Here is an 18,799-nt window from a genome sequence, read left to right as displayed (position 1 = left end):
CGAGCGCGCATTCAGCGCGTCACACAACCAGCCGCCAAGAGCCAGGGGTCGTGGTCTTCGCCGCCAAAGACCTGCAGCAAAAACTCCAGGAAGGCGCGCGTTCGCGCCGGCATGAACTTGCGGGTCGGCATCGTGGCCCAGATCGTGAAGCTGAACAGGCGCCACTCCGGTAGCACGCGCTCCAGCGCCCCTTCCAGCAGCGCGTCGCCGATCACAAAGGTCGGCAGGCCGGCGATGCCCAGGCCATGCAAGGTCGCCGCGTAATTGGTGTCGATCGATGAGGTGCTCAACACCGCCCGATCGGGCACACCGCTGAAGGTCTCGTGAACCGTGCCTTCGCCCAGTCCGCCACGAACAAAGACGATGCCGCGCTGCAACTCGGGGATCGAGGGCCGGATCGAGTCATGCCCCCTGAGGTCTCGTGGGTGCGCCGGGCGCCCGCATCGATCCAGGTAGTCTGGCGAGGCGCACATGATGACCTCGGTACGCGCCAGACGCCGGGCCACGAAGTCGCCTTCGAGCGGGTGGCGAGAACTGAGGATGGTGATGTCGAAGGCCTCGTCCATCGTCGCCACCGGACCCGGCGCATGCAGCTCGAGGGTGATGTGCGGGTACTGCTGGCGAAAGCGCGGCAGGTGCTTGGAGAGCTGATGCACGGCAATGGCGGGTGGCACCAGCACGCGCAGATGGCCGCGCGGGTCATTGGTTGACGCCGACGCCAAGGCCTCGGCCTCCTCGACATCGGCAATGATGCGCCGCGCCCGCTCCAGGTAGGCTTCGCCGACATCGGTCAGGGCCAGCTTGCGTGTCGTGCGATTGAGCAGCCGCGCTCCCAGATGCTCTTCCAGCTCCGCGACCAAACGGGTCACAACCGCTGGCGCCAGATCCAGCGCGCGGGCGGCGCCAGCAAAACTGCCCTCGTCAATCACTCGCGCAAAGGTGCGCATGGCCCGCAGCTGGTCCATCAGAAGGCTCCCTTCAGATCGTCTTGCGCAGATTGGCCGGCGCGATCTTCAGCGCCTCGCGGTACTTGGCCACCGTGCGCCGCGCCACCTGGATGCCCTGCTCTTCCAGCATGCTCGAGAGCTGGCTGTCCGACAGCGGCTTCTTGGCGTCCTCGGCCGCGACGAACTGCTTGATCAAGGCCCGCACCGCCGTGCTGGATGCATTGCCGCCCGACTCGGTATTCAGGCCCGAGCCAAAGAAATACTTCAGCTCGAACGTACCCCAGGGCGTGGCCATGTACTTGGCCGTGGTCACCCGCGAAATCGTCGATTCATGCAAGCCGAGCTCATCGGCAATCTCGCGCAGCACCAGCGGTTTCATCGCCAGCTCGCCATGGGTAAAGAAACCGCGCTGACGATCGACGATGGCCTCGGAGACGCGCAATATGGTGTCAAAGCGCTGCTGGATATTCTTGATGAACCAGCGCGCCTCCTGCAACTGCGTGCCCAGCGGCGAATTGCTGACACCACCGCGGGTGGCGCGCAGCGCCTGGGCATAGAGCTCGTTGATGCGCAGCTTGGGCGCCACATCCGGATTGATCATCACCCGAAAGCCGCGGCCGGCCTTCTGCACGATCACATCGGGCACCACCGCCTGCGCCACATTGCGCGCGAAGCGGCGGCCCGGCTTGGGCTCCAGCCGCCCGATCAGCGCCTGCGCCTCGCGCAGCAGCGCCTCGTCGGCGCCGGTCAGGGCCATCAGCTTGCGGCTGTCACGCTTGGCCAGCAGCTCCAGATGCTGCTTGCAGATCAGGATGGCGACCACCTGGGCCTGGCTGCGCGGCAGCGCCCGCAGCTGCAAGACCAGGCATTCCGAAAGATCGCGGGCGCCCACACCAGCGGGCTCCATGCTCTGCAGCCACTTCAGTGCGCAGCGCAGCAGGCTGAGCAGCTCCTCGGCCTGCTCAGCCTCGGCGCCAGCCGACAGCGCCGCCGCAATCTCTTCCAGGCTGTCTTCGAGATAGCCATCCTCGTTCAACGATTCGATCAGCACATGCAGCGCCGCACGGTCCTCGTCGCTCAAGCCCATGCCGGCCATCTGCGCGTTCAGATGCTCCTGCAGGCTGATCTCGGCCGATTCACGGTCGCTGTAATCGCTGTCGTCATCGGGCGCAGTACCGCCGCTGTTGCTGGGCAGTTCGCGGATGCCGTCGAAGTCGTCGCCCTCGGTGCCGTTTTCCCAGTCTTCGCGCTCGGTCGTGCCGAAGTCATCGGCACGGATCTCGGCCACCGCCTCGCCATCGCCGGCCGCCTCGGCGCTGCTGGCCGCCTCGTCGCGCTGACTGGCCGACAAGCGCTCGGCCGGCTCCAGCTGCGGCGCCTCGGCGAATTCCTCGTCGGTCTCCAGCAGCGGGTTCTGCGCCAGCATCTGCTCGACTTCCTGATGCAGCTCCAGCGTGGAGAGCTGCAGCAGGCGGATCGACTGTTGCAGCTGCGGCGTCAGCGACAGATGCTGGGAAAGGCGTACCTGCAGTGAGGGCTTCATCGTCCGAGCCGCCTACATGCGGAAGTGTTCGCCCAGGTAGACCTTGCGCACATCGGGGTTGTCGACGATCTCGGCCGGCCGGCCTTCGGCCAACACCGTGCCCTCGCTGATGATGTAGGCGCGGTCGCAAATGCCCAGCGTCTCGCGGACGTTGTGATCGGTGATCAGCACGCCGATGCCGCGCGCCTTCAGGAAACCGATGATGCGCTGGATCTCCAGCACCGCGATCGGGTCGACACCGGCAAAGGGCTCGTCCAGCAGGATGAAGCGCGGCTGCGTGGCCAGTGCACGGGCGATCTCGACACGCCGACGTTCACCGCCTGACAAGGCCGGCGCCGGGCTGTCGCGCAGCTTCTCGATGCTGAGGTCCTGCAGCAGCTGTTCCAGCGCCTCATCGACACGGGCATTGGGCCAGGCCCGGCCCTGCTCATCGAGCTGCAGCTCCAGCACGGCGCGGATGTTTTCCTCGACATTGAGCTTGCGAAAGATCGACGCTTCCTGCGGCAGATAGCTCAGGCCGAGCCGCGCACGCTGGTGAATAGGCAGGCGCTGCACCGGCTGACCATCGATGCGGATCTCGCCGGCATCGGCACGCACCAGCCCGACGATCATGTAGAAGCTGGTCGTCTTGCCGGCGCCATTCGGGCCCAAGAGGCCGACCACCTCGCCGCTGTGCACATCCAGGTGCACGTCCTTGACGACGCGGCGCATGCCGTAGTGCTTCTGCAGGCCCTCGGCCTCCAGGCGGCTGCGCGCGCCCGCCTCCAGCGCTGGCACCTGGCTGTTCATGAGGGCTTGCGCGGCTGCAGCACGGTGCTGGGCTGCAGCGTCAGCGGCGGTGCGCTGGCCGCGGCCTCGGGCGCCGAGGCGCCACGCGGCATCAGCACCACGCGCACCCGGCCGTTCGGGTGCGGCGAGGTCTGGCCGCCCTCGACGCTGAACACCTCGGTGCGGTTGTCGTAGAGGATGACGGCGCCGGTGACTTCATCGGCCACCGCTCCGCTGCGCGTGCGGCGCACGACCGCATTGCCAACAAAGCGGATGGTGTCGGAGCGGGTGTCGTACTCGAGCTGTTCGGCATGGCCCTCGATGGCCTCACCTGGAACATCTCGGGCCTGACGGAAGCTGACCGGCTTGCCCGCCTCGCCGCTGGCGTAGGCCTGGAAGAAGCCGTCACTGGCCTCGCGGACATCCAGCCGTTCGGCCTTCAGCAGCATGGTGCCCTTGCTGAGGATGACGTTGCCGTTGAACTCGGTACGCTGCTTGACCACATCGACCCGCCCGCCCTTGTCGGAGCTGATGTTGAGCGGCTTCTGCGCATCAGCGCGCTCGGCATGCGCCGGCATGGCCAGCAACAGGCAGGCCAGCAGCGCTAGCGTGGGGAGAAGGGTCTGGTTGGATTTCATACGGCACAGTTCTTGCAGGCCATTCTGCCATGCCAAAGTGCCGGCGAGACCCGCCGAACAGGGGGCCACGCCACCATCTTCCATTGCCATGTGAAGAAGGGCGCCTTTCCCCGATCCGGCTGGCGCCCTGCCCGGCGATCAGCCGCCCTTGCGAATGCGCTGAATCAGCGTGTCGACCACCTGCAGCGCGCGCTTGCCGGATTCAACTTCGCTGATGCGCAGGCCGGCCGAGGACATCGCCGGCGAGGTCAAGAAACGGCCCGCCACGCCCAGTGCCGGCACACCGTCGATCCGGTAGTCTTCCGACAGCTTCTTGGCCTGCATGCACTTCGTGTTCACAGTAAAGGAGTTGAAGCTTTCTTCGAACTTGGCCGGGTCCACGCCGAGCTTGGCGACAAAGCCGGCCACGGTCTTCACATCGTCCAGGCTCTGGCCGTAGCGATGGATGGCGTCAAAGATGGCGGTGTGAACCTGCGCTTCCTTGCCCATCGCTTCCAGCGCAAAAAACACCTTCTGGTGGAAGGCCACATTGGCGCGGAAGCTGACATGCACCTGGCGGAAGCTGACGTCGGCCGGCAGCTGTTTGGCCCAAGCCGAGATCTCCGGCTCAAAGGCAAAGCAGTGCGGGCAGCCGTACCAGAAGAACTCGACGACCTCGATCTTGCCCGGCGTGCTCGGCAGCGGCTGGCCCAGGCGCTGGTAATGCTGGCCTTCAACAAAGCCTCCTTGCGCCTGCGCGCCACCGGACGCCGCCAGCAGACCCAGGGTGGACAGGCCCAGCTGGGCCGAGAACTCACGACGCTTCATGCTCATTCCTTGACTGACTCGTTTTCCTGGCTGGGCCAACGATGGCCGCCCGGCAGGGATGCTAAGCGATCTTGGCCGGGCGCGCCCGGCGCGGCTCAACGCTTCATGGGCACCAGATTCGCTTCAATGCCAGCGGCTTCCAGCTTGTGCTGCAGCGCCTCGGCCTCGTCGCGGGCATCGATGGGACCCAGCCGCACGCGGTAGACGGTGCGGCCGCTCTGTTCCTTCTCGAACACCTTGGCGGCAAAGCCCTGGATGGCCAGCTTGGCACGCTGCTGCTCGGCGTCTTCCGGCTTGGTGTAGGCACCGGCCTGGATGAAGTAGAGATTGGGATCGGCCGGCGGCGCGCTGGCGGCCTTGGCAGCAGGCTTGGCGTCGGCCTTCACCTCAGCTTTGGCTTCTGGTTTGACCTCGGCCTTGGCCTCGGGCTTGGCTTCCGCCTTGACCTCTGCTTTGACGTCCGCCTTGGTTTCCGGCTTGGCCGGCGCACTCGGCGCAGCCGCCTCGCCGCCCGGCGCCGGGCTGACCACGCCGCTGGCGGCCTTCACCGCGGCCTTGCCGGCCAGCGGGGCATTGGGATCCCAGTTCTTGTTGCGGGCGGCCTCTTCGGCGTCCTGCTCGGCGGTGCGCTGCGGCACCTTGTTGATGAAGGGAATCGGCACCTTGGTGATGTACAGCGCCACGCCCAGCGCAATGGCCAGGCCCAGCAGCAGGCCGACGATCAGCCCCAAGACAAAACCACCACGTTGCTTGTCGCCACCCTGAGCCATGCCATCTCCACAAATGAGGCAAGGTCGGCGCCGACATCGGCACCGCCTTGAATGCGCCGGATTCTAGTGTCGCGAGGCGACGCTCAAGCCGCCTGTTCGCGCGCCATCACATCCGGCGCGCTGACACCCAGCAGCGCCAACGCATTGCGCAGCACCTGGCGGGTCGAGGCCAGCAGCGCCATGCGGGCGCGGGTCAGGGCCGGATCGTCGGTCAGGAAGCGCTCGGCAGCGTAGTAGCTGTGGAAGGCGCCCGACAGATCGCGCAGATAGAAAGCGATATCGTGCGGGGCCAGGTCTTGCGCGGCGCTGCCGAGCATGCGTGGGTAGTCGGCCAGCTTCAGCATCAACGCGGCCTCGGCTGGGGCAGTCAGCAGCGTCAGATCGGCGGCGGCCAGCGTCGCCTCATCGCCGCCATCCTGCGCCCACTGGCGCAGCACCGAGCAGATCCGCGCATGGGCGTACTGGACATAGAACACCGGGTTTTCGTCGTTCTGCTTCAGTGCCAGATCGACATCGAAGGTGAACTCGGTATCGGCCTTGCGGCTGATCAGGAAGAAGCGCACGGCGTCGCGGCTGGTCCAGTCGATCAGGTCGCGCAGCGTCACATAGGAGCCGGCGCGCTTGGAGATCTTGACCTCCTCGCCGTTCTTCATCACCGTGACCATCTTGTGCAGGATGTAGTCCGGGAAGCCCTGCGGGATGCCCAGGCCCTGCGCTTGCAGGCCGCCGCGCACACGGGCGATGGTGCCGTGGTGATCGGTGCCCTGGATGTTGATGCACTGGGTGTAGCCGCGCCCGAACTTGTTGACGTGGTAGGCCACGTCCGGCACGAAATAGGTGAAGCCGCCCTCGCGCTTGCGCATCACGCGGTCCTGGTCGTCGCCGTAGTCGGTCGAGCGGAACCACAACGCGCCGTCCTTCTCGTAGGTCTTGCCGCTGTCGACCATGCGCTGCACCGCGGCCTCGAGCTGGCCGTTGGCATAGACGCTGGACTCGAGGAAGTAGTTGTCGAACTTGAGACCAAAGGCCTGCAGGTCCAGGTCCTGCTCGTGGCGCAGATAGGCGACGGCAAACTGGCGGATGCCGTCGAGGTCGTCAACATCACCCGAGCCGGTGAACTCGCGGTCATCGGCCTTGACAGTCTCCTTGCGCAGGAAGGCGTCGGCGATGTCCTGGATGTAGTCGCCGTTGTAGAACTTTTTGCTCTCGGGATTTTCCGGGTCGGTGGGCCAGCAGGCGTCGCCCGGCTTGAAGCCCTTGAGCCGCAGCTGTGTCGAGTGGGCCAGAGTGGCGATCTGCACGCCGGCGTCGTTGTAATAGAACTCGCGGGTCACATCGTGGCCCTGGGTCTTGAGCAGCGAGCAGATCGCATCGCCCAGCGCGGCCTGGCGGGCATGGCCCACGTGCAGCGGACCGGTCGGATTGGCCGAGACGAACTCGATCATCACGTGCTTGCCGGTGGCCGGCCGATCGCCGAAATGGCTGCCGGCGCTGAGCACCTCAGCCACCACCGCCTGCTTCGCGGCGGCGGTCAGGCGGATGTTCAGGAAGCCAGGGCCGGCGATTTCCATGCTCTCGACCCAGCGCTGGAAGGCCGGCCGGCGCTGCAGGGCCTCGATCAGGGCCTGGGCCAGTTCGCGCGGGTTCTTCTTCAGCGGACGGGCCAGCTGCATCGCAGCCGTGCAGGCCAGATCGCCATGGGCGGCCTGCTTGGGGGATTCGAATGCCGCAGCAAGCGCGGCGCCGGGGGAGAGTTCTTGGATGGCTTCGCCCAGGGCGGCGAGCAATTCCTGCTTGGCTTGGATCATGGCCCGATTCTACGAAAGCCCGCCGCAGGCCCGATCGTCGCAACGCTTTGGCACAAATGCCGGCGCGCCAGCGCTTGCCCGGCGCCGGCCAGTCGGGCAGGATAGGCCCACCCATGAGCAGCATTCCCTTTGACTCCCTGGTCGCCGACCAGGCCCTGATCTCCGAGCACGACCTGCCCGGCCACATCGGCAAATACCGCGTGCTGCGCCGGCTGGGCGAAGGGGCCACCAGCGACGTCTTCCTGGCCCTGGACGAGTTCAAGGGTTCGGAAGTGGCGATCAAGCGGATGCGCGCCTGGGCCCAGAACAGCCGCGGTGGCGACACCATGGGCAACCGCTTCTTCGCCGCCGAGGCCTCGCTGGCCGGCCGCTTGCAGCACCCGAATGTGGTGCAGATCCTCGACGCAGTGCCCGACGAGGACGCGCCCTTCCTGGTGATGGAATACGTGCCCGGCATCACGCTGAAGCACTTCTGCCGCAGCGACCGGCTGCTGCCGCTGGACCAGATCGTCGAGCTGGGTTTCAAATGCGCGATGGCGCTGGGCTATGTGTTCCGCCAGGGCGTCATCCACCGCGACGTCAAGCCGGCCAATCTGCTCGCCGTGCTCGATGGCCAGGGCCAGGTCACCGACGTCAAGGTCAGCGATTTCGGCAGCGCGCTGAACCTGAATGCCGACCAGACCCAGGTGCACCGCGTCGGTTCGCTGGCCTATATGCCGCCGGAGCAGATCGAGGGCGGCGATGTCGGCTGCCATGCCGACATCTATTCGCTCGGCGCCGTGCTCTACCACCTGATCGCCGGCCGCCCGCCCTTTGACGCGCCCAATCAGATGGCGCTGATGCATCAGATCTACCACCAGGCGCCGCAATCGCTGGTCGGGCTGCGCAGCGGTGTCTCGGCCGAGCTTGATGCGGTGGTGATGAAGGCGCTGGCCAAGCATCCATCAGAACGCTATGCCGACTGGGACAGCTTCGGCCGTGCACTGTCGGAACTGGTGACCAAGCAGCTGATCCCCCTGGCCCGCCTCTACGAGGTCAAGGACTCCGAGCGTTTCAATCTGCTGCGCTCGCTGGAGTTCTTTGCCGGCTTTGGCGATGTCGAACTCTGGGAGGTGGTGCACCGCGCGCGCTGGCGCCGCTACCCGGTCGACCATGCGCTGTACAAGCGCGGCCAGGAAGGCAATAGCTTTCACATCATTGCGCAGGGCGAGGTCGAGGTCTTTCGCGATGGCAACAAGGTCGCCACGCTGGGTACCGGCACCTCGGTCGGCGAGATGGCCTACCTCGCGCCCAATCCGCAGCTGCGCAAGCACAGCGCCGACATCCGCGTGACACAGCTGTGCACGACGATCTCGTTCACGCCCGAGTCGCTGTCGCTGCTCAGCCCCGAATGCCAGCACCGCTTCGACCGCGGCTTCATCCAGGTGCTGGTGCGTCGCCTGCATGCGGCGCATGAGAGCCTGGCGCATCCGCGGCGAATTCTCTGAGAGGCTGTCATCGCCGCTGGCTTGCGCCGCGTTGTGTGCTCTGTTTCAATCAGTCAGCCGCCAGCCCGGCCGGCCCTCAAACCGTCAATCCTCGGAGTTCCCCACGCGATGAAAGCCCTGTTGTCCGCCCTTGCCTCTGCCCTGTTGTTCTGCGCTGCCTCGGCCCATGCGGTGGCGCCCAGCTGCGATGATCAGGCCGCCGAAAAGAAGCTCGCTGGCGCCGCCAAGACCAGCTTCCTGAAGAAGTGCAATGCCGACACCGCCCCGGCCGGTGACGCCGCCTGCGACGCGAAGGCCGCCGAGAAGAAGCTCGCCGGCGCCGCCAAGACCAGCTTTCTGAAGAAGTGCAATGCCGATGCGGCCGGCGGCAGCGCCGCTGATGCAAGCTGCGATGCGAAGGCCGCAGAGAAGAAGCTGGCGGGCGCGGCCAAGACCAGCTTCGTCAAGAAATGCGTTGCTGACGCTGGCAAGTAAGCCTGGCCTCCACACAAGACAAAGCCCCGCAGTGCGGGGCTTTTTGCTGCCTGCATCACGGGCTTGATCAGCCTCCCTGCAAGCTGGCGCGCTGCCAGTAGCTGGCGCTGCCGTAGTTCTGCTTGAGGAAGTCGATCCACAGCCGCACCCGCAGCGGCAGATGCTTGCGCTGCGGAATCAGCGCAAAGATGCCGTTGGGCGCGGCGGCGAATTCGTCCAGCACGCTTTGCAGGCGCCCGGCGGCAAGATCGGCCTCGACCTCCCAGGTGCTGCGCCAGGCGATACCCAGGCCAGCCAGGCACCAGTCGTGCAGCACCTGGCCATCGCTGCAATCGAGCCGGCCGCTGGGCCGCCAGTGGCTGGCCTGGCCGTCAATCGTGAAGGCCCAGCCACGGGTCTGGCTGGCATCGGAGCTGAGCGACAAACACTGATGCCGCGTCAGCTCGTTCGGATGCTGCGGCACGCCGGCCCGCTTCAGATAGCTGGGCGCGGCCACGCAGAGCCGGCGGTTGTCGGCCAGGCGCATGCTGACCAGGCTGGAATCCATCAGATCGCCGACGCGCACCGCGCAATCAAAGCCCTCATTGACGATGTCGACCACCCGATCGCTGAGGTTCAGCGACAGGCTGACATCCGGATGCAGGGCCAGGAACTCCGGCACCAGCGGCGCCACATGGCGGCGCCCGAAGCCCGCCGGCGCGGTGATGCGCAAATGGCCGCTGGCCTTGACGCCGCCGGCGCTGACGCTGGCCTCGGCATTGGCAAAGTCGACCAGCAGTCGCTGGCAATCCTCCAGGAACGCCGAGCCCTCGGGCGTCAGGCTGATGCGCCGCGTCGTGCGCAGCAGCAGCTTGACGCCCAGCCGCTCCTCCAGCGCATCGATGCGCCGGCCCATCACCGCGGGTGCCACCCCCTCGGCCTGCGCGGCGGCGGTCAGGCTGCCCTTGGTCGCCACCAGGGCGAAGGATTCAATCTGCTTGAGCCGGTCCATGGGGCGATTCTCTACCGAGTCGTCGGCGAATCCCGGGCTTGAGCGGCGCTTGCGTTGCGTCAGTGCCAAAGCATTTTTCACTTCGCTTTTGCGTCTGGCGCACAAGTCTTGGTGGCGCCAGCGCCGCAATCCCGTCGCCAGACTGGCGTAAATTGGCGTTCAGCATGACCCGGCGTCCGTCCGGGCTCACGAGTTCCTGCCCTTATCGAAACACGGAGTTCCCCATGTCCAGCCGCACGAATCTGCACGGTCTGCAAGTCGACACCGCCCTGGCCCGCTTCATCGACACCGAGGTGCTGCCCGGCACCGGTGTGGCGGCCGATCATTTCTGGGCCGGCTTTGCCGCCATCGTCAATGATCTGGCGCCCAAGAACGCCGCGCTGCTGGCCGAGCGCGATCGCCTGCAGACCGAGCTGGACGGTTGGCACCGCGCCCACCCCGGGCCCATCGCCGATATGGCCGCCTACCGCGGCTTTCTGGAGCAGATCGGCTACCTGGTGCCCGCGCCTGCCGCCGTGCAGGCCACGACGGCCCATGTTGACGCCGAACTGGCGCTGCAGGCCGGGCCGCAGCTCGTTGTGCCCATTCTGAATGCCCGCTATGCGTTGAACGCCGCCAATGCCCGCTGGGGCTCGCTGTACGACGCGCTCTACGGCACCGACGCCATCTCCGAAGCCGACGGTGCCGAGCGCGCCGGCGCCTACAACCCGGTGCGCGGCGCCAAGGTGATCGCCTACGCCCGCGCGGTGCTGGACCAGGCCGCCCCGCTGGCCCAGGGCTCGCATGCCGACGCCACCGGCTACCGCGTTGAAGGCGGCGCGCTGACGGTCAGCCTGAAGAACGGCAGCAACACCGGCCTGAAGGACGCCAGCCAGTTTGTCGGCTTCCAGGGCGAGGCCGCCCAGCCCAGCAGCGTGCTGCTGGTGCACAACGGCCTGCACCTGGACCTGCGCATCGACCGCAGCACGCCGATCGGCGCCAGCGATGCGGCAGGCGTCAGCGATCTGGTGCTGGAAGCGGCGCTGTCGACGATTCTGGACCTGGAAGACTCGGTCGCCGCCGTCGACGCCGAGGACAAGCTGCTGGCCTATCGCAACTGGCTGGGCATCCAGCTCGGCACGCTGACCGAGGAACTCAGCAAGGGCGGCAAGACCTTCACCCGCCGGCTCAATGCCGATCGCATCTATCAGGCTCCGCAAGGCGGCGAGCTGCGCCTGCACGGCCGCTCGCTGATGTTCGTCCGCAATGTCGGCCACCTGATGAGCAACCCGGCCATCCTCTGGGACGGCGGCAAGGAAATCCCCGAAGGCATCATGGATGCGGTGATCACAACGACCATCGCCCTACATGATCTGCAGGGCCATGGTCAGAACGGCCTGCGCAACTCGCGCCAAGGCTCGGTCTATATCGTCAAGCCCAAGATGCACGGCCCGGCCGAGGTGGCCTTTGCCGCCGAGCTGTTTGGCCGCGTCGAACAGCTGTTGGGCCTGCCGGACAGCACCGTCAAGCTGGGCATCATGGACGAGGAACGCCGCACCAGCGTCAACCTGAAAGCCTGCATCGCCGCCGCCGCCAGCCGCGTGGCCTTCATCAACACCGGCTTCCTCGACCGCACCGGCGACGAGATGCACACCGCCATGCTGGCCGGGCCGATGCTGCGCAAGGGCGATATGAAGAGCAGTGCCTGGATCCAGGCCTATGAGCGCAGCAATGTGCTGACCGGCCTGTCCTGCGGCCTGCGCGGCCGCGCCCAGATCGGCAAGGGCATGTGGGCCATGCCGGACCTGATGGCCGCGATGCTGGAGCAGAAGATCGCCCACCCCAAGGCCGGCGCCAACACCGCCTGGGTGCCCTCGCCCACCGCCGCCACGCTGCATGCGCTGCACTACCACCAAGTCAGCGTGGCCGCCGTGCAGCAAGAGCTGGAGAAGATCGATGCCGACGCCGAACGCGCCGACATCCTCACCAAGCTGCTGACGATTCCGGTGCTCGCCAGTGCGAACTGGAGCGAAGCCGAGCGCCAGCAGGAACTGGACAACAACGTCCAGGGCATCCTCGGCTATGTGGTGCGCTGGATCGACCAGGGCGTGGGCTGCTCCAAGGTGCCCGACATCCACAACGTCGGCCTGATGGAAGACCGCGCCACGCTGCGCATCTCCAGCCAGCACATCGCCAACTGGCTGCACCACGGCGTCGTCAGCGAAGCGCAGGTGCGCGAGACCTTTGCTCGCATGGCCAAGGTCGTTGACACCCAGAACGCCGGCGACCCGGCCTACAAGAGCCTGGGCGCCCACCCCCAAGGCGCCGCCTTCCAGGCCGCGCTGGACCTCGTCTTCAAGGGCAAGGAGCAACCCAGCGGCTACACCGAGCCGCTGCTGCATGCCTGGCGGCTGAAGGTCAAGGCGGGCAGCTAAGCAAGCAGCCGAGCGGCGCGCCCGGCACTGCGGGCGCGCCACGGCGCGGGTCTACAAGCCCAGCCAAGGATCGCGGGTGAAGGACACCGCCATCATGTAGCCCAGCAGCAGCAGGGCCAGTACATAGCCGAGCAGGCTGAACTCGTCGCGCCCCATCGCCCAGTGGGCGGTGGCGGTGTAGGCGACCAGGGCCAGCAGCTTCGTGCCCAGCCAGGCGTCGTACCAGGGGTTGAAATGCATCAGGCCCCAGAGGCTGAGGCCGCAGACGGTCAGCAGCAGATCGGTGCCGAACACCAGGGTGCGCACCCGCACATCCATCGGCCATTCGGCCTGCAACTGGAAGGCAAAACCGCGCACCAGAAAAAAGGCCACGCTGACCCAGGCCAGCAGCGCGTGCATCTCGCGCATTTGCAGGTAGTACCAGTCCATCTCGACGTCCCTCGTGTGCTCTTTTTGTCGCCGGCCGCGAGCCTGTGGCGGGCCGATGGGCGCTAGCTTGGCGCCGCAGTCATTGGGCTGTCAAGCGCTTGTTTTGCGGCAGATCAGCCCCGCGGCTTTGGCGCTGCTGTGACGCTCATGCCAGCCGCAGCTGTTCGGCCAGATGGCTGTAGACGGTGGCCACGCGGCGCAGATGGCGGGCCTCGGCCAGGCAGAGCAGCCAGAGCTCGCTGCTGCAGTCCGCGATCGGCTCGCTGAGGCGCGTGAGGCCGCTGCGGCCCTCGGCCAGGAACATCGGCAGCAGGCCCACCCCCAGGCCGGCGGCCACCAGTTCCATCACGCTCTGAATGCTGTTGACCTTGTACTGCGGCAGCAGCCGCGGCAGCTGCTTGCGCCGCCACAGCACGCTGGGATGTTCGGGCAGCGCATCGTCGGGCGCGATCCAGGGGCTGTGGCCAGCGAGGGCATCGTCCAGATCGAGCAGCGCGGCCTGATCGCTGGCCGCGTACAGCGCGACTTGGATGTCGCCGATCCGTCTGCCAACCAGATGAGGCGGCGGGCGCCGCGTGGCGCGCAGCGCAATGTCGGCATCGCGGCGGCTGAGATTGGCCAGCTCGTTGCCGGTATGCAGCTCGAAGGCAATCAGCGGATGGCGGCTGCGCAGGCTCAGCAAGGCCGGCGCCAGCAGGCCATGCAGCAGGGTGTCGGTGCTGCTGATGCGCACCGTGCCGCTGACCTCATCGCTGGGCGCCTGCAGCACGGCGCGGGCCTGCTCCAGCTGCGCCTCCAGCTGCTCGCCATGGCCGGCCAGCAGGCTGGCCAGCTCGGTGGGGCGGTAGCCGCTGCGCGAGCGTTCGAACAGGCGCTGGCCCAGGCCGCGCTCCAGCCGCTGCACGGCGCGAAACACCGTTGAGGCATCAACACCCAGCCGCTCGCCCGCCTTGGCCAGCGTGGCGCCACGGCTCAAGGCCAGCACCAGGCCCAGGTCGTCGGGGCTGAGCTTGTATTGCGTTTTCGCATGCTGTGATTTCATTGCTGCCAATTTTCATTGCCGATACGCAATCCTAGACTGAAGCCGTCATTCATCGATTGAGGGTCTTTCCATGCATCTCACTTCCCCCCTGAACAGTGCTGTTCATGGCGCCTTCCTGCTGCGTGTGGCGCTGGCGCTGATGTGGATCGCGCATGCCTTGCTCAAACTGCTGGTCTTCGGCCTGCCGGGCACGGCGGCCTATTTCGCCAGCATCGGCTTTGCCGCCTGGCTGGCCTACCCGGTGTTCGCGGCCGAGCTGCTCGGCGGCCTGGCCCTGCTGCTGGGCATTCAGACACGGCCCGTGGCGCTGGCCCTGCTGCCCATCATGGCGGTGGCCGCCTGGGTGCATGCGCCCAATGGCTGGGTGCACACCAGCCCGGGCGGTGGCTGGGAGTACCCGGTGTTTCTGTGCGTGGCGCAGCTGGCGCTGGCGCTGATGGGCGGTGGCGCCTGGGCCTGGACGCCACAGCGCCGCGCAGCGACGGCCGGAGTGCCGGCATGAGCCCGCTGGTGCTCGCCTCGCACCCGCTCTGCCCCTATGTGCAGCGGGCCGCCATCGTGCTGCTGGAGCAGGGGCGCGAGTTTGAACGGCGCGAGGTCGATCTGGCCGCCAAGCCGGACTGGTTTCTGCGCTGCTCGCCGCTGGGCAAGACGCCGGTGCTGCTGGTCGAGGGGCTGGCGGTGTTTGAGTCGGCAGTGATTTGCGAGTACCTGGAGGAAAGCCGTGCGGCCACGGCACCGGCGCTCTATCCCGTCGAGCCGCTGGCGCGGGCGCGGGCACGCGGCTGGGTCGAGTTCGGCTCGGCCATGCTGAACGCCATCGCCACCTTCTACCGCGCGCCTGACGAATCCGCGCTGCTGAGCGCCGCCGCCGAGCTGCGCCGGCGCATCGGCCAGGTCGAGGCGGTGCTGGCCGCGTGCAGCGACACGGGGCCGTTCTTCGACGGCCAGCGTTTCGGCATCGTCGACGCGGTGTTCGCTCCAGTGATGCGCTACTTTGACGCGTTTGATCGCATCGCCGACTTTGCTTTCGCCAGCGGCTGCCCGCGCTGGCAAGCCTGGCGCCAGGCCCTGGGCCAGCGCCCCTCGGTGCGCGCGGCGGTGGCGCCCGACTACCCGGCGCGGCTGGGGCAGTTTCTGCTTCAGCGCGGTGGGGCCCTGGCGCTGCGGGCGGCGGCGCATTCAGCCTGAGTGCCGTCGCGCCTAAGAGCATCGGGGCCTCAGGGCATCAGCCGGTAGCCCACTGCTGTTTCGGTCAGCAGATGGCGTGGCTGGGCCGGCAGCGCCTCCAGTTTCTGGCGCAGATTGCCCATATAGACGCGCAGATAGTGGTTGTCGTCCACATGGCTGGGGCCCCAGACGGCCTTGAGCAGCTGGCGGTGGGTCAGCACCTTGCCGGCATTGGCGATCAGATGGGTCAGCAGCCGGTACTCGATCGGCGTCAGATGCACGGCCGCGCCGGCGCGCAGCACACGCCGCGCGGCCAGATCGACCTCCACATCGCCGAAGCGAAAGGTGGTCTGCGCCGGCTCGCCGCTGCGTGCGGCCGACTGGCTGCGCCGTAGCGCGACGCGCACCCGGGCGAGCAGTTCGCCGACGCCGAAGGGCTTGGTCAGGTAGTCGTCGGCGCCGGCGTCGAGCGCGGCGATCTTGTCCGCCTCGTCGCTGCGCGCCGACAGCACGATGACCGGCACGCCGGACCAGGCGCGCAGGTCCTTCAGGTAGTTGATCCCGTCGTCATCGGGCAGGCCCAGGTCCAGGATGACCAGATCGGGCCGGCGCGTGCCGGCATCGACCAGGCCCTGGCGCACCGTCTCGGCCTCATGGACCTGCCAGCCTTCTCCTTCCAGACCCAGGCGCACGAAGCGGCGGATGCTGGGCTCGTCCTCGACGATCAGGGCCACCGGTTGGGGATCAAGACTCATGATCTTCTTCGGACAAGGGTTCGAGGGGTAAGGCGGGCGGTTGACCCAGCGGCAGGCTGATCACAAAGCAGGCACCGCCGCTGGGCACCGCTTCGGCCCAGATGCGGCCGCCATGGGCCTCGACGATGGCGCGGCAGATTGCCAGGCCCAGGCCAACGCCCGGTGTGCTGGATTCGCGTTCGCCACGGCTGAACTTGGCGAACAGCTGTTCCTCGCGGCCGGCCGGCAGGCCCGGTCCATTGTCGGCCACGCGCAGCACGAGGGCGGAGGCGTCCAGCTGCGCGCTCAGCACGATCTCGCTGCCGGCCGGCGTGTACTTGACGGCGTTCTCCAGCAGATTGCACAGCACCCGCTCCATCAGCACCGCGTCAAGTTGCAGCAGCGGCAGGCCCGGCGGCATCTGCAGCTGCAGGCAGTGCCTGGCCAGCGTCGGCTGCATGGCCTGCAAGGCGGCCCCCACGACCTCCTCGACCGGCTGCCACTGCAGGTTCAGCCGCACCGCGCCGCTTTGCAGCCGCGCCATATCGAGCAGGTTGTTGACCATGGCGCTGACGCGCTGGCTCTGCTCACGCAAGCTGACACTGAGCTCCTGCGCCTCGCCGGGCAGATCGGCGCGGGCGGCCAGTGTCTGCGCCAGGCCATAGACCACCGCCAGCGGCGTGCGCAGATCATGCGAGAGCGCCGAGAGCAGCGAGTTGCGCAGGCGCTCGCCCTCGATCTGCACCAGGGCCTGCTGCGCCACCTCGACGTAATGCACCCGTTCCAGCGCCTGGCCGATGATGCGGGCGTAGGTTTCCAGCTGGGCGCGCAGCTCGGGCAGCATCAGGCTGCGGCTGCTGGCCGGCCGCAGCGCCAGCACGCCGCGGGTGCGCATTGGTGCGGCCAGCGGCAGGTAGAACCAGGCGCTGCCTGGCAAGGTGTCAGTCGCCAGGCCGGCGGGCTGTGCATGGTCCAGCGCCCAGCGCGCGGTGCCCAGATCGGGCTGCTCGGGCACCGGCAAGGTGCTATGGCGCGGCGAGGGCTGCAGCTGATCCTGCAGGTCCAGCGTGTACAGCAAGGCCTCGCCGCGCACGGCCTGGGCCAGCGCGCCTTCAGCCACCTGCAGCACGGCCTCGGTTTGCAGCGCGCCGGCCAGATCGCTGGTCAGCTCGAACAGTGCGCGTGCCCGGGTTTCGCGCTCGGCGGCGACCTGGGCCTGGTAGCGCAGGCCGGCGGTCAGCTGGCCGGTGACCAGGCCAACGACCAGCATCACCGCAAAGGTCAGCAGGTACTGCACATCGGAAACGGCAAAACTCAGCTTGGGTTCGACGAAGAAAAAGTCGAACAGGCCCACGCTCAGAAAGCTGGCCAGCACCGCCGGGCCGCGGCCCAGCTTCAGCGCCACGCCGACCACCGCCAGCAGAAAGAGCATGACGATGTTCGATTGATCGAATGCCTGCTGCAGCGGCCAGCTGATCAGCGCCGTGAGGGCGCAGGCGGCCGCGGCCAGGCCATAGCGGCCGGCAAGCTGCTGCACCTGCGCTTCGCGCTGCTGGGCCTCCCGGGCGGCGACGGCCTCGCGCCGCTGCACCTGCGGCGGCGTGGCGGCAACCGAGATCAGGTCCAGCTCGGGCGCGCCCACAGCGAGCTGCTGCTGCAAGTCGCGCGCGCCCAGCCAGCGCCGCCAGCGCGGCAAGGCCTCGCTGCGACCCAGCATCAGCTTGGACAGATTGTGTTCGCGCGCATGCTGGATCAGCGCCGGGGCCAGGTCTTGCGCCGCCAGTACGGCGGTGTTGGCGCCTAGCTCATGCGCAAGCCGCACCACGCGCAGGATGCGCTCGCGCTGCGCATCGGGCAGCCGCTGCAAGGCCGGCGTTTCCACATAGACCGCATGCCAGGACACGTTCAGCTGCTGGGCCAGCTGCGCGGCGCTGCGCACCACGCTCTCGGCCGCCGGCGTCGGCCCGATGGCGCAGAGGATGGCCGCCTCGGTCTTCCAGACCTGGGCGATGCGCTCGTTGCTGCGCCAGGCCTGCACATCGTCCTCGACCCGATCGGCGGTGCGGCGCAGCGCCAGCTCGCGCAAGGCCATCAGATTGCCCTTGCGGAAGAAGTGCTGGGCAGCGCGCTGCGCCTGGGGACCCATATAGACTTTGCCCGCCGCGAGGCGTGCCAGCAGCTCATCGGCCGGCGTGTCGACCATCACCACCTCGTCGGCGCGGTCGAAGAAGGTGTCGGGCAGGGTCTCCTGCACACGCACGCCGGTGATGCCGCCGACGACGTCGTTCAGGCTCTCCAGATGCTGAACGTTCAGCGTCGAGTAGACGTCGATGCCATGGGCCAGCAGCTCCTCGACATCCTGCCAGCGCTTGGGGTGGCGCGAACCTGGTGCGTTCGAATGGGCCAGCTCGTCGACCAGGATCAGCGCCGGCTGGCGTGCCAGGGCGCCGTCAAGGTCGAACTCGGGCAGTTCCTTGCCGCGGTGGCTGACCATCTTCAGCGGCAGCTGCGGCAGACCCTCGAACATCGCCGCCGTCTCGCTGCGCCCATGGGTGACGACGACCCCGGCCAGCACATCGACGCCTTCGGCCTGCAGCTTGCGCGCCGCCTGCAGCATCGCGTAGGTCTTGCCGACGCCGGCGGAGGAGCCGAAGTAGATGCGCAGCCGGCCACGCGCCGCGCTGGCCTCCTGCTCGCGCAATTGCGCCAGCAGTTCGTCGGGGTCGGGGCGGATATCAGTCATGAGCAGTCAAGAACGGCAAGTGCGGCAAGTGCGG

The 18,799-nt window shown here is 67.5% G+C and carries 17 protein-coding genes; 5 read left to right on the top strand and 12 right to left on the bottom strand.

The features are described from left to right. Positions 1–11: 11 nt before the first annotated feature. The 7 genes from RQP53_RS09145 to argS form a co-directional block, all read right to left on the bottom strand. Complete coding sequence (locus RQP53_RS09145) at positions 12–965, bottom strand: LysR family transcriptional regulator (protein ID WP_315649989.1); 954 nt, start codon at positions 963–965, stop codon at positions 12–14. A 13-nt stretch (positions 966–978) separates the two neighbouring features. Continuing rightward, on the bottom strand, positions 979–2,490 hold the full coding sequence (locus RQP53_RS09140) for an RNA polymerase factor sigma-54 (RefSeq protein ID WP_315649988.1): 1,512 nt from the start codon (positions 2,488–2,490) through the stop codon (positions 979–981). Positions 2,491–2,502: 12 nt separating this feature from the next. Then, positions 2,503–3,279: an LPS export ABC transporter ATP-binding protein gene (gene lptB, locus RQP53_RS09135; RefSeq protein WP_315649987.1), complete on the bottom strand. Its 777-nt coding sequence runs from the start codon at positions 3,277–3,279 to the stop codon at positions 2,503–2,505. Then, positions 3,276–3,896, bottom strand: a complete 621-nt coding sequence (gene lptA, locus RQP53_RS09130; RefSeq protein ID WP_315649986.1) for a lipopolysaccharide transport periplasmic protein LptA — start codon at positions 3,894–3,896, stop codon at positions 3,276–3,278. Before lptA ends, lptB begins: the two co-directional genes overlap by 4 nt. 138 nt (positions 3,897–4,034) lie before the next feature. Further along, positions 4,035–4,703: a thiol:disulfide interchange protein DsbA/DsbL gene (locus RQP53_RS09125; protein ID WP_315649985.1), complete on the bottom strand. Its 669-nt coding sequence runs from the start codon at positions 4,701–4,703 to the stop codon at positions 4,035–4,037. 95 nt (positions 4,704–4,798) lie between these two features. Beyond that, on the bottom strand, positions 4,799–5,473 hold the full coding sequence (locus RQP53_RS09120) for an SPOR domain-containing protein (RefSeq protein WP_315649984.1): 675 nt from the start codon (positions 5,471–5,473) through the stop codon (positions 4,799–4,801). A gap of 83 nt (positions 5,474–5,556) precedes the next feature. Next, positions 5,557–7,281, bottom strand: coding sequence for an arginine--tRNA ligase (argS, locus tag RQP53_RS09115; protein WP_315649983.1), 1,725 nt, complete (start codon positions 7,279–7,281; stop codon positions 5,557–5,559). A gap of 113 nt (positions 7,282–7,394) precedes the next feature. Between argS and RQP53_RS09110 the strand changes: the two genes are divergently transcribed. Both RQP53_RS09110 and RQP53_RS09105 read left to right on the top strand, forming a co-directional pair. Further along, positions 7,395–8,768: a serine/threonine-protein kinase gene (locus tag RQP53_RS09110; protein ID WP_315649982.1), complete on the top strand. Its 1,374-nt coding sequence runs from the start codon at positions 7,395–7,397 to the stop codon at positions 8,766–8,768. A gap of 108 nt (positions 8,769–8,876) precedes the next feature. Continuing rightward, positions 8,877–9,242, top strand: a complete 366-nt coding sequence (locus tag RQP53_RS09105; protein WP_315649980.1) for a hypothetical protein — start codon at positions 8,877–8,879, stop codon at positions 9,240–9,242. Between the two features lie 67 nt (positions 9,243–9,309). On the opposite strand, the gene RQP53_RS09100 is transcribed toward RQP53_RS09105, so the two are convergent. Next, the gene (locus tag RQP53_RS09100; protein ID WP_315649979.1) at positions 9,310–10,233 is read right to left on the bottom strand and encodes a LysR family transcriptional regulator; all 924 of its coding nucleotides are present in this window, start codon (positions 10,231–10,233) and stop codon (positions 9,310–9,312) included. 224 nt (positions 10,234–10,457) lie between these two features. Between RQP53_RS09100 and RQP53_RS09095 the strand changes: the two genes are divergently transcribed. Continuing rightward, positions 10,458–12,647 (top strand): malate synthase G, encoded by a 2,190-nt coding sequence (locus tag RQP53_RS09095; RefSeq protein WP_315649978.1) that lies wholly within the window; start codon positions 10,458–10,460, stop codon positions 12,645–12,647. Between the two features lie 51 nt (positions 12,648–12,698). Here the strand turns inward: RQP53_RS09095 and RQP53_RS09090 are convergent, their stop codons facing one another. Next, positions 12,699–13,076, bottom strand: coding sequence for a SirB2 family protein (locus RQP53_RS09090; RefSeq protein WP_315649977.1), 378 nt, complete (start codon positions 13,074–13,076; stop codon positions 12,699–12,701). A 145-nt stretch (positions 13,077–13,221) separates the two neighbouring features. Beyond that, positions 13,222–14,118, bottom strand: coding sequence for a LysR family transcriptional regulator (locus RQP53_RS09085; protein WP_315649975.1), 897 nt, complete (start codon positions 14,116–14,118; stop codon positions 13,222–13,224). A gap of 70 nt (positions 14,119–14,188) precedes the next feature. On the opposite strand from RQP53_RS09085, the gene RQP53_RS09080 reads away from it, so the two are divergent. Together RQP53_RS09080 and RQP53_RS09075 are read left to right on the top strand one after the other, a co-directional pair. After that, entirely contained in the window at positions 14,189–14,620 is a 432-nt protein-coding gene (locus RQP53_RS09080; protein WP_315649973.1) for a DoxX family protein, read from the top strand. Then, entirely contained in the window at positions 14,617–15,309 is a 693-nt protein-coding gene (locus RQP53_RS09075; RefSeq protein WP_315649971.1) for a glutathione S-transferase family protein, read from the top strand. Before RQP53_RS09080 ends, RQP53_RS09075 begins: the two co-directional genes overlap by 4 nt. Before the next feature lie 29 nt (positions 15,310–15,338). On the opposite strand, the gene kdpE is transcribed toward RQP53_RS09075, so the two are convergent. Then, positions 15,339–16,043, bottom strand: a complete 705-nt coding sequence (gene kdpE / locus RQP53_RS09070) for a two-component system response regulator KdpE (RefSeq protein ID WP_315649969.1) — start codon at positions 16,041–16,043, stop codon at positions 15,339–15,341. Beyond that, a complete protein-coding gene (locus RQP53_RS09065; RefSeq protein ID WP_315649968.1) occupies positions 16,033–18,765 on the bottom strand; it encodes a DUF4118 domain-containing protein in 2,733 nt (910 codons plus the stop codon). Before RQP53_RS09065 ends, kdpE begins: the two co-directional genes overlap by 11 nt. Positions 18,766–18,799 lie beyond the last annotated feature (34 nt).

It is taken from the genome of Roseateles aquae (assembly GCF_032337115.1).
GTDB lineage: Bacteria > Pseudomonadota > Gammaproteobacteria > Burkholderiales > Burkholderiaceae_C > Roseateles_C > Roseateles_C aquae.
The sequence above is the reverse complement of the archived record's forward strand: the minus strand, read 5'-3'. Positions and strand labels throughout refer to the sequence as shown.

What these genes read in the sequence shown, in the direction of transcription:
- RQP53_RS09145 (WP_315649989.1), bottom strand. Translation starts at nt 965, where the DNA reads ATGGACCAGCTGCGGGCCATGCGCACCTTTGCGCGAGTGATTGACGAG.
- RQP53_RS09140 (WP_315649988.1), bottom strand. Translation starts at nt 2,490, where the DNA reads ATGAAGCCCTCACTGCAGGTACGCCTTTCCCAGCATCTGTCGCTGACG.
- lptB (WP_315649987.1), bottom strand. Translation starts at nt 3,279, where the DNA reads ATGAACAGCCAGGTGCCAGCGCTGGAGGCGGGCGCGCGCAGCCGCCTG.
- lptA (WP_315649986.1), bottom strand. Translation starts at nt 3,896, where the DNA reads ATGAAATCCAACCAGACCCTTCTCCCCACGCTAGCGCTGCTGGCCTGC.
- RQP53_RS09125 (WP_315649985.1), bottom strand. Translation starts at nt 4,703, where the DNA reads ATGAAGCGTCGTGAGTTCTCGGCCCAGCTGGGCCTGTCCACCCTGGGT.
- RQP53_RS09120 (WP_315649984.1), bottom strand. Translation starts at nt 5,473, where the DNA reads ATGGCTCAGGGTGGCGACAAGCAACGTGGTGGTTTTGTCTTGGGGCTG.
- argS (WP_315649983.1), bottom strand. Translation starts at nt 7,281, where the DNA reads ATGATCCAAGCCAAGCAGGAATTGCTCGCCGCCCTGGGCGAAGCCATC.
- RQP53_RS09110 (WP_315649982.1), top strand. Translation starts at nt 7,395, where the DNA reads ATGAGCAGCATTCCCTTTGACTCCCTGGTCGCCGACCAGGCCCTGATC.
- RQP53_RS09105 (WP_315649980.1), top strand. Translation starts at nt 8,877, where the DNA reads ATGAAAGCCCTGTTGTCCGCCCTTGCCTCTGCCCTGTTGTTCTGCGCT.
- RQP53_RS09100 (WP_315649979.1), bottom strand. Translation starts at nt 10,233, where the DNA reads ATGGACCGGCTCAAGCAGATTGAATCCTTCGCCCTGGTGGCGACCAAG.
- RQP53_RS09095 (WP_315649978.1), top strand. Translation starts at nt 10,458, where the DNA reads ATGTCCAGCCGCACGAATCTGCACGGTCTGCAAGTCGACACCGCCCTG.
- RQP53_RS09090 (WP_315649977.1), bottom strand. Translation starts at nt 13,076, where the DNA reads ATGGACTGGTACTACCTGCAAATGCGCGAGATGCACGCGCTGCTGGCC.
- RQP53_RS09085 (WP_315649975.1), bottom strand. Translation starts at nt 14,118, where the DNA reads ATGAAATCACAGCATGCGAAAACGCAATACAAGCTCAGCCCCGACGAC.
- RQP53_RS09080 (WP_315649973.1), top strand. Translation starts at nt 14,189, where the DNA reads ATGCATCTCACTTCCCCCCTGAACAGTGCTGTTCATGGCGCCTTCCTG.
- RQP53_RS09075 (WP_315649971.1), top strand. Translation starts at nt 14,617, where the DNA reads ATGAGCCCGCTGGTGCTCGCCTCGCACCCGCTCTGCCCCTATGTGCAG.
- kdpE (WP_315649969.1), bottom strand. Translation starts at nt 16,043, where the DNA reads ATGAGTCTTGATCCCCAACCGGTGGCCCTGATCGTCGAGGACGAGCCC.
- RQP53_RS09065 (WP_315649968.1), bottom strand. Translation starts at nt 18,765, where the DNA reads ATGACTGATATCCGCCCCGACCCCGACGAACTGCTGGCGCAATTGCGC.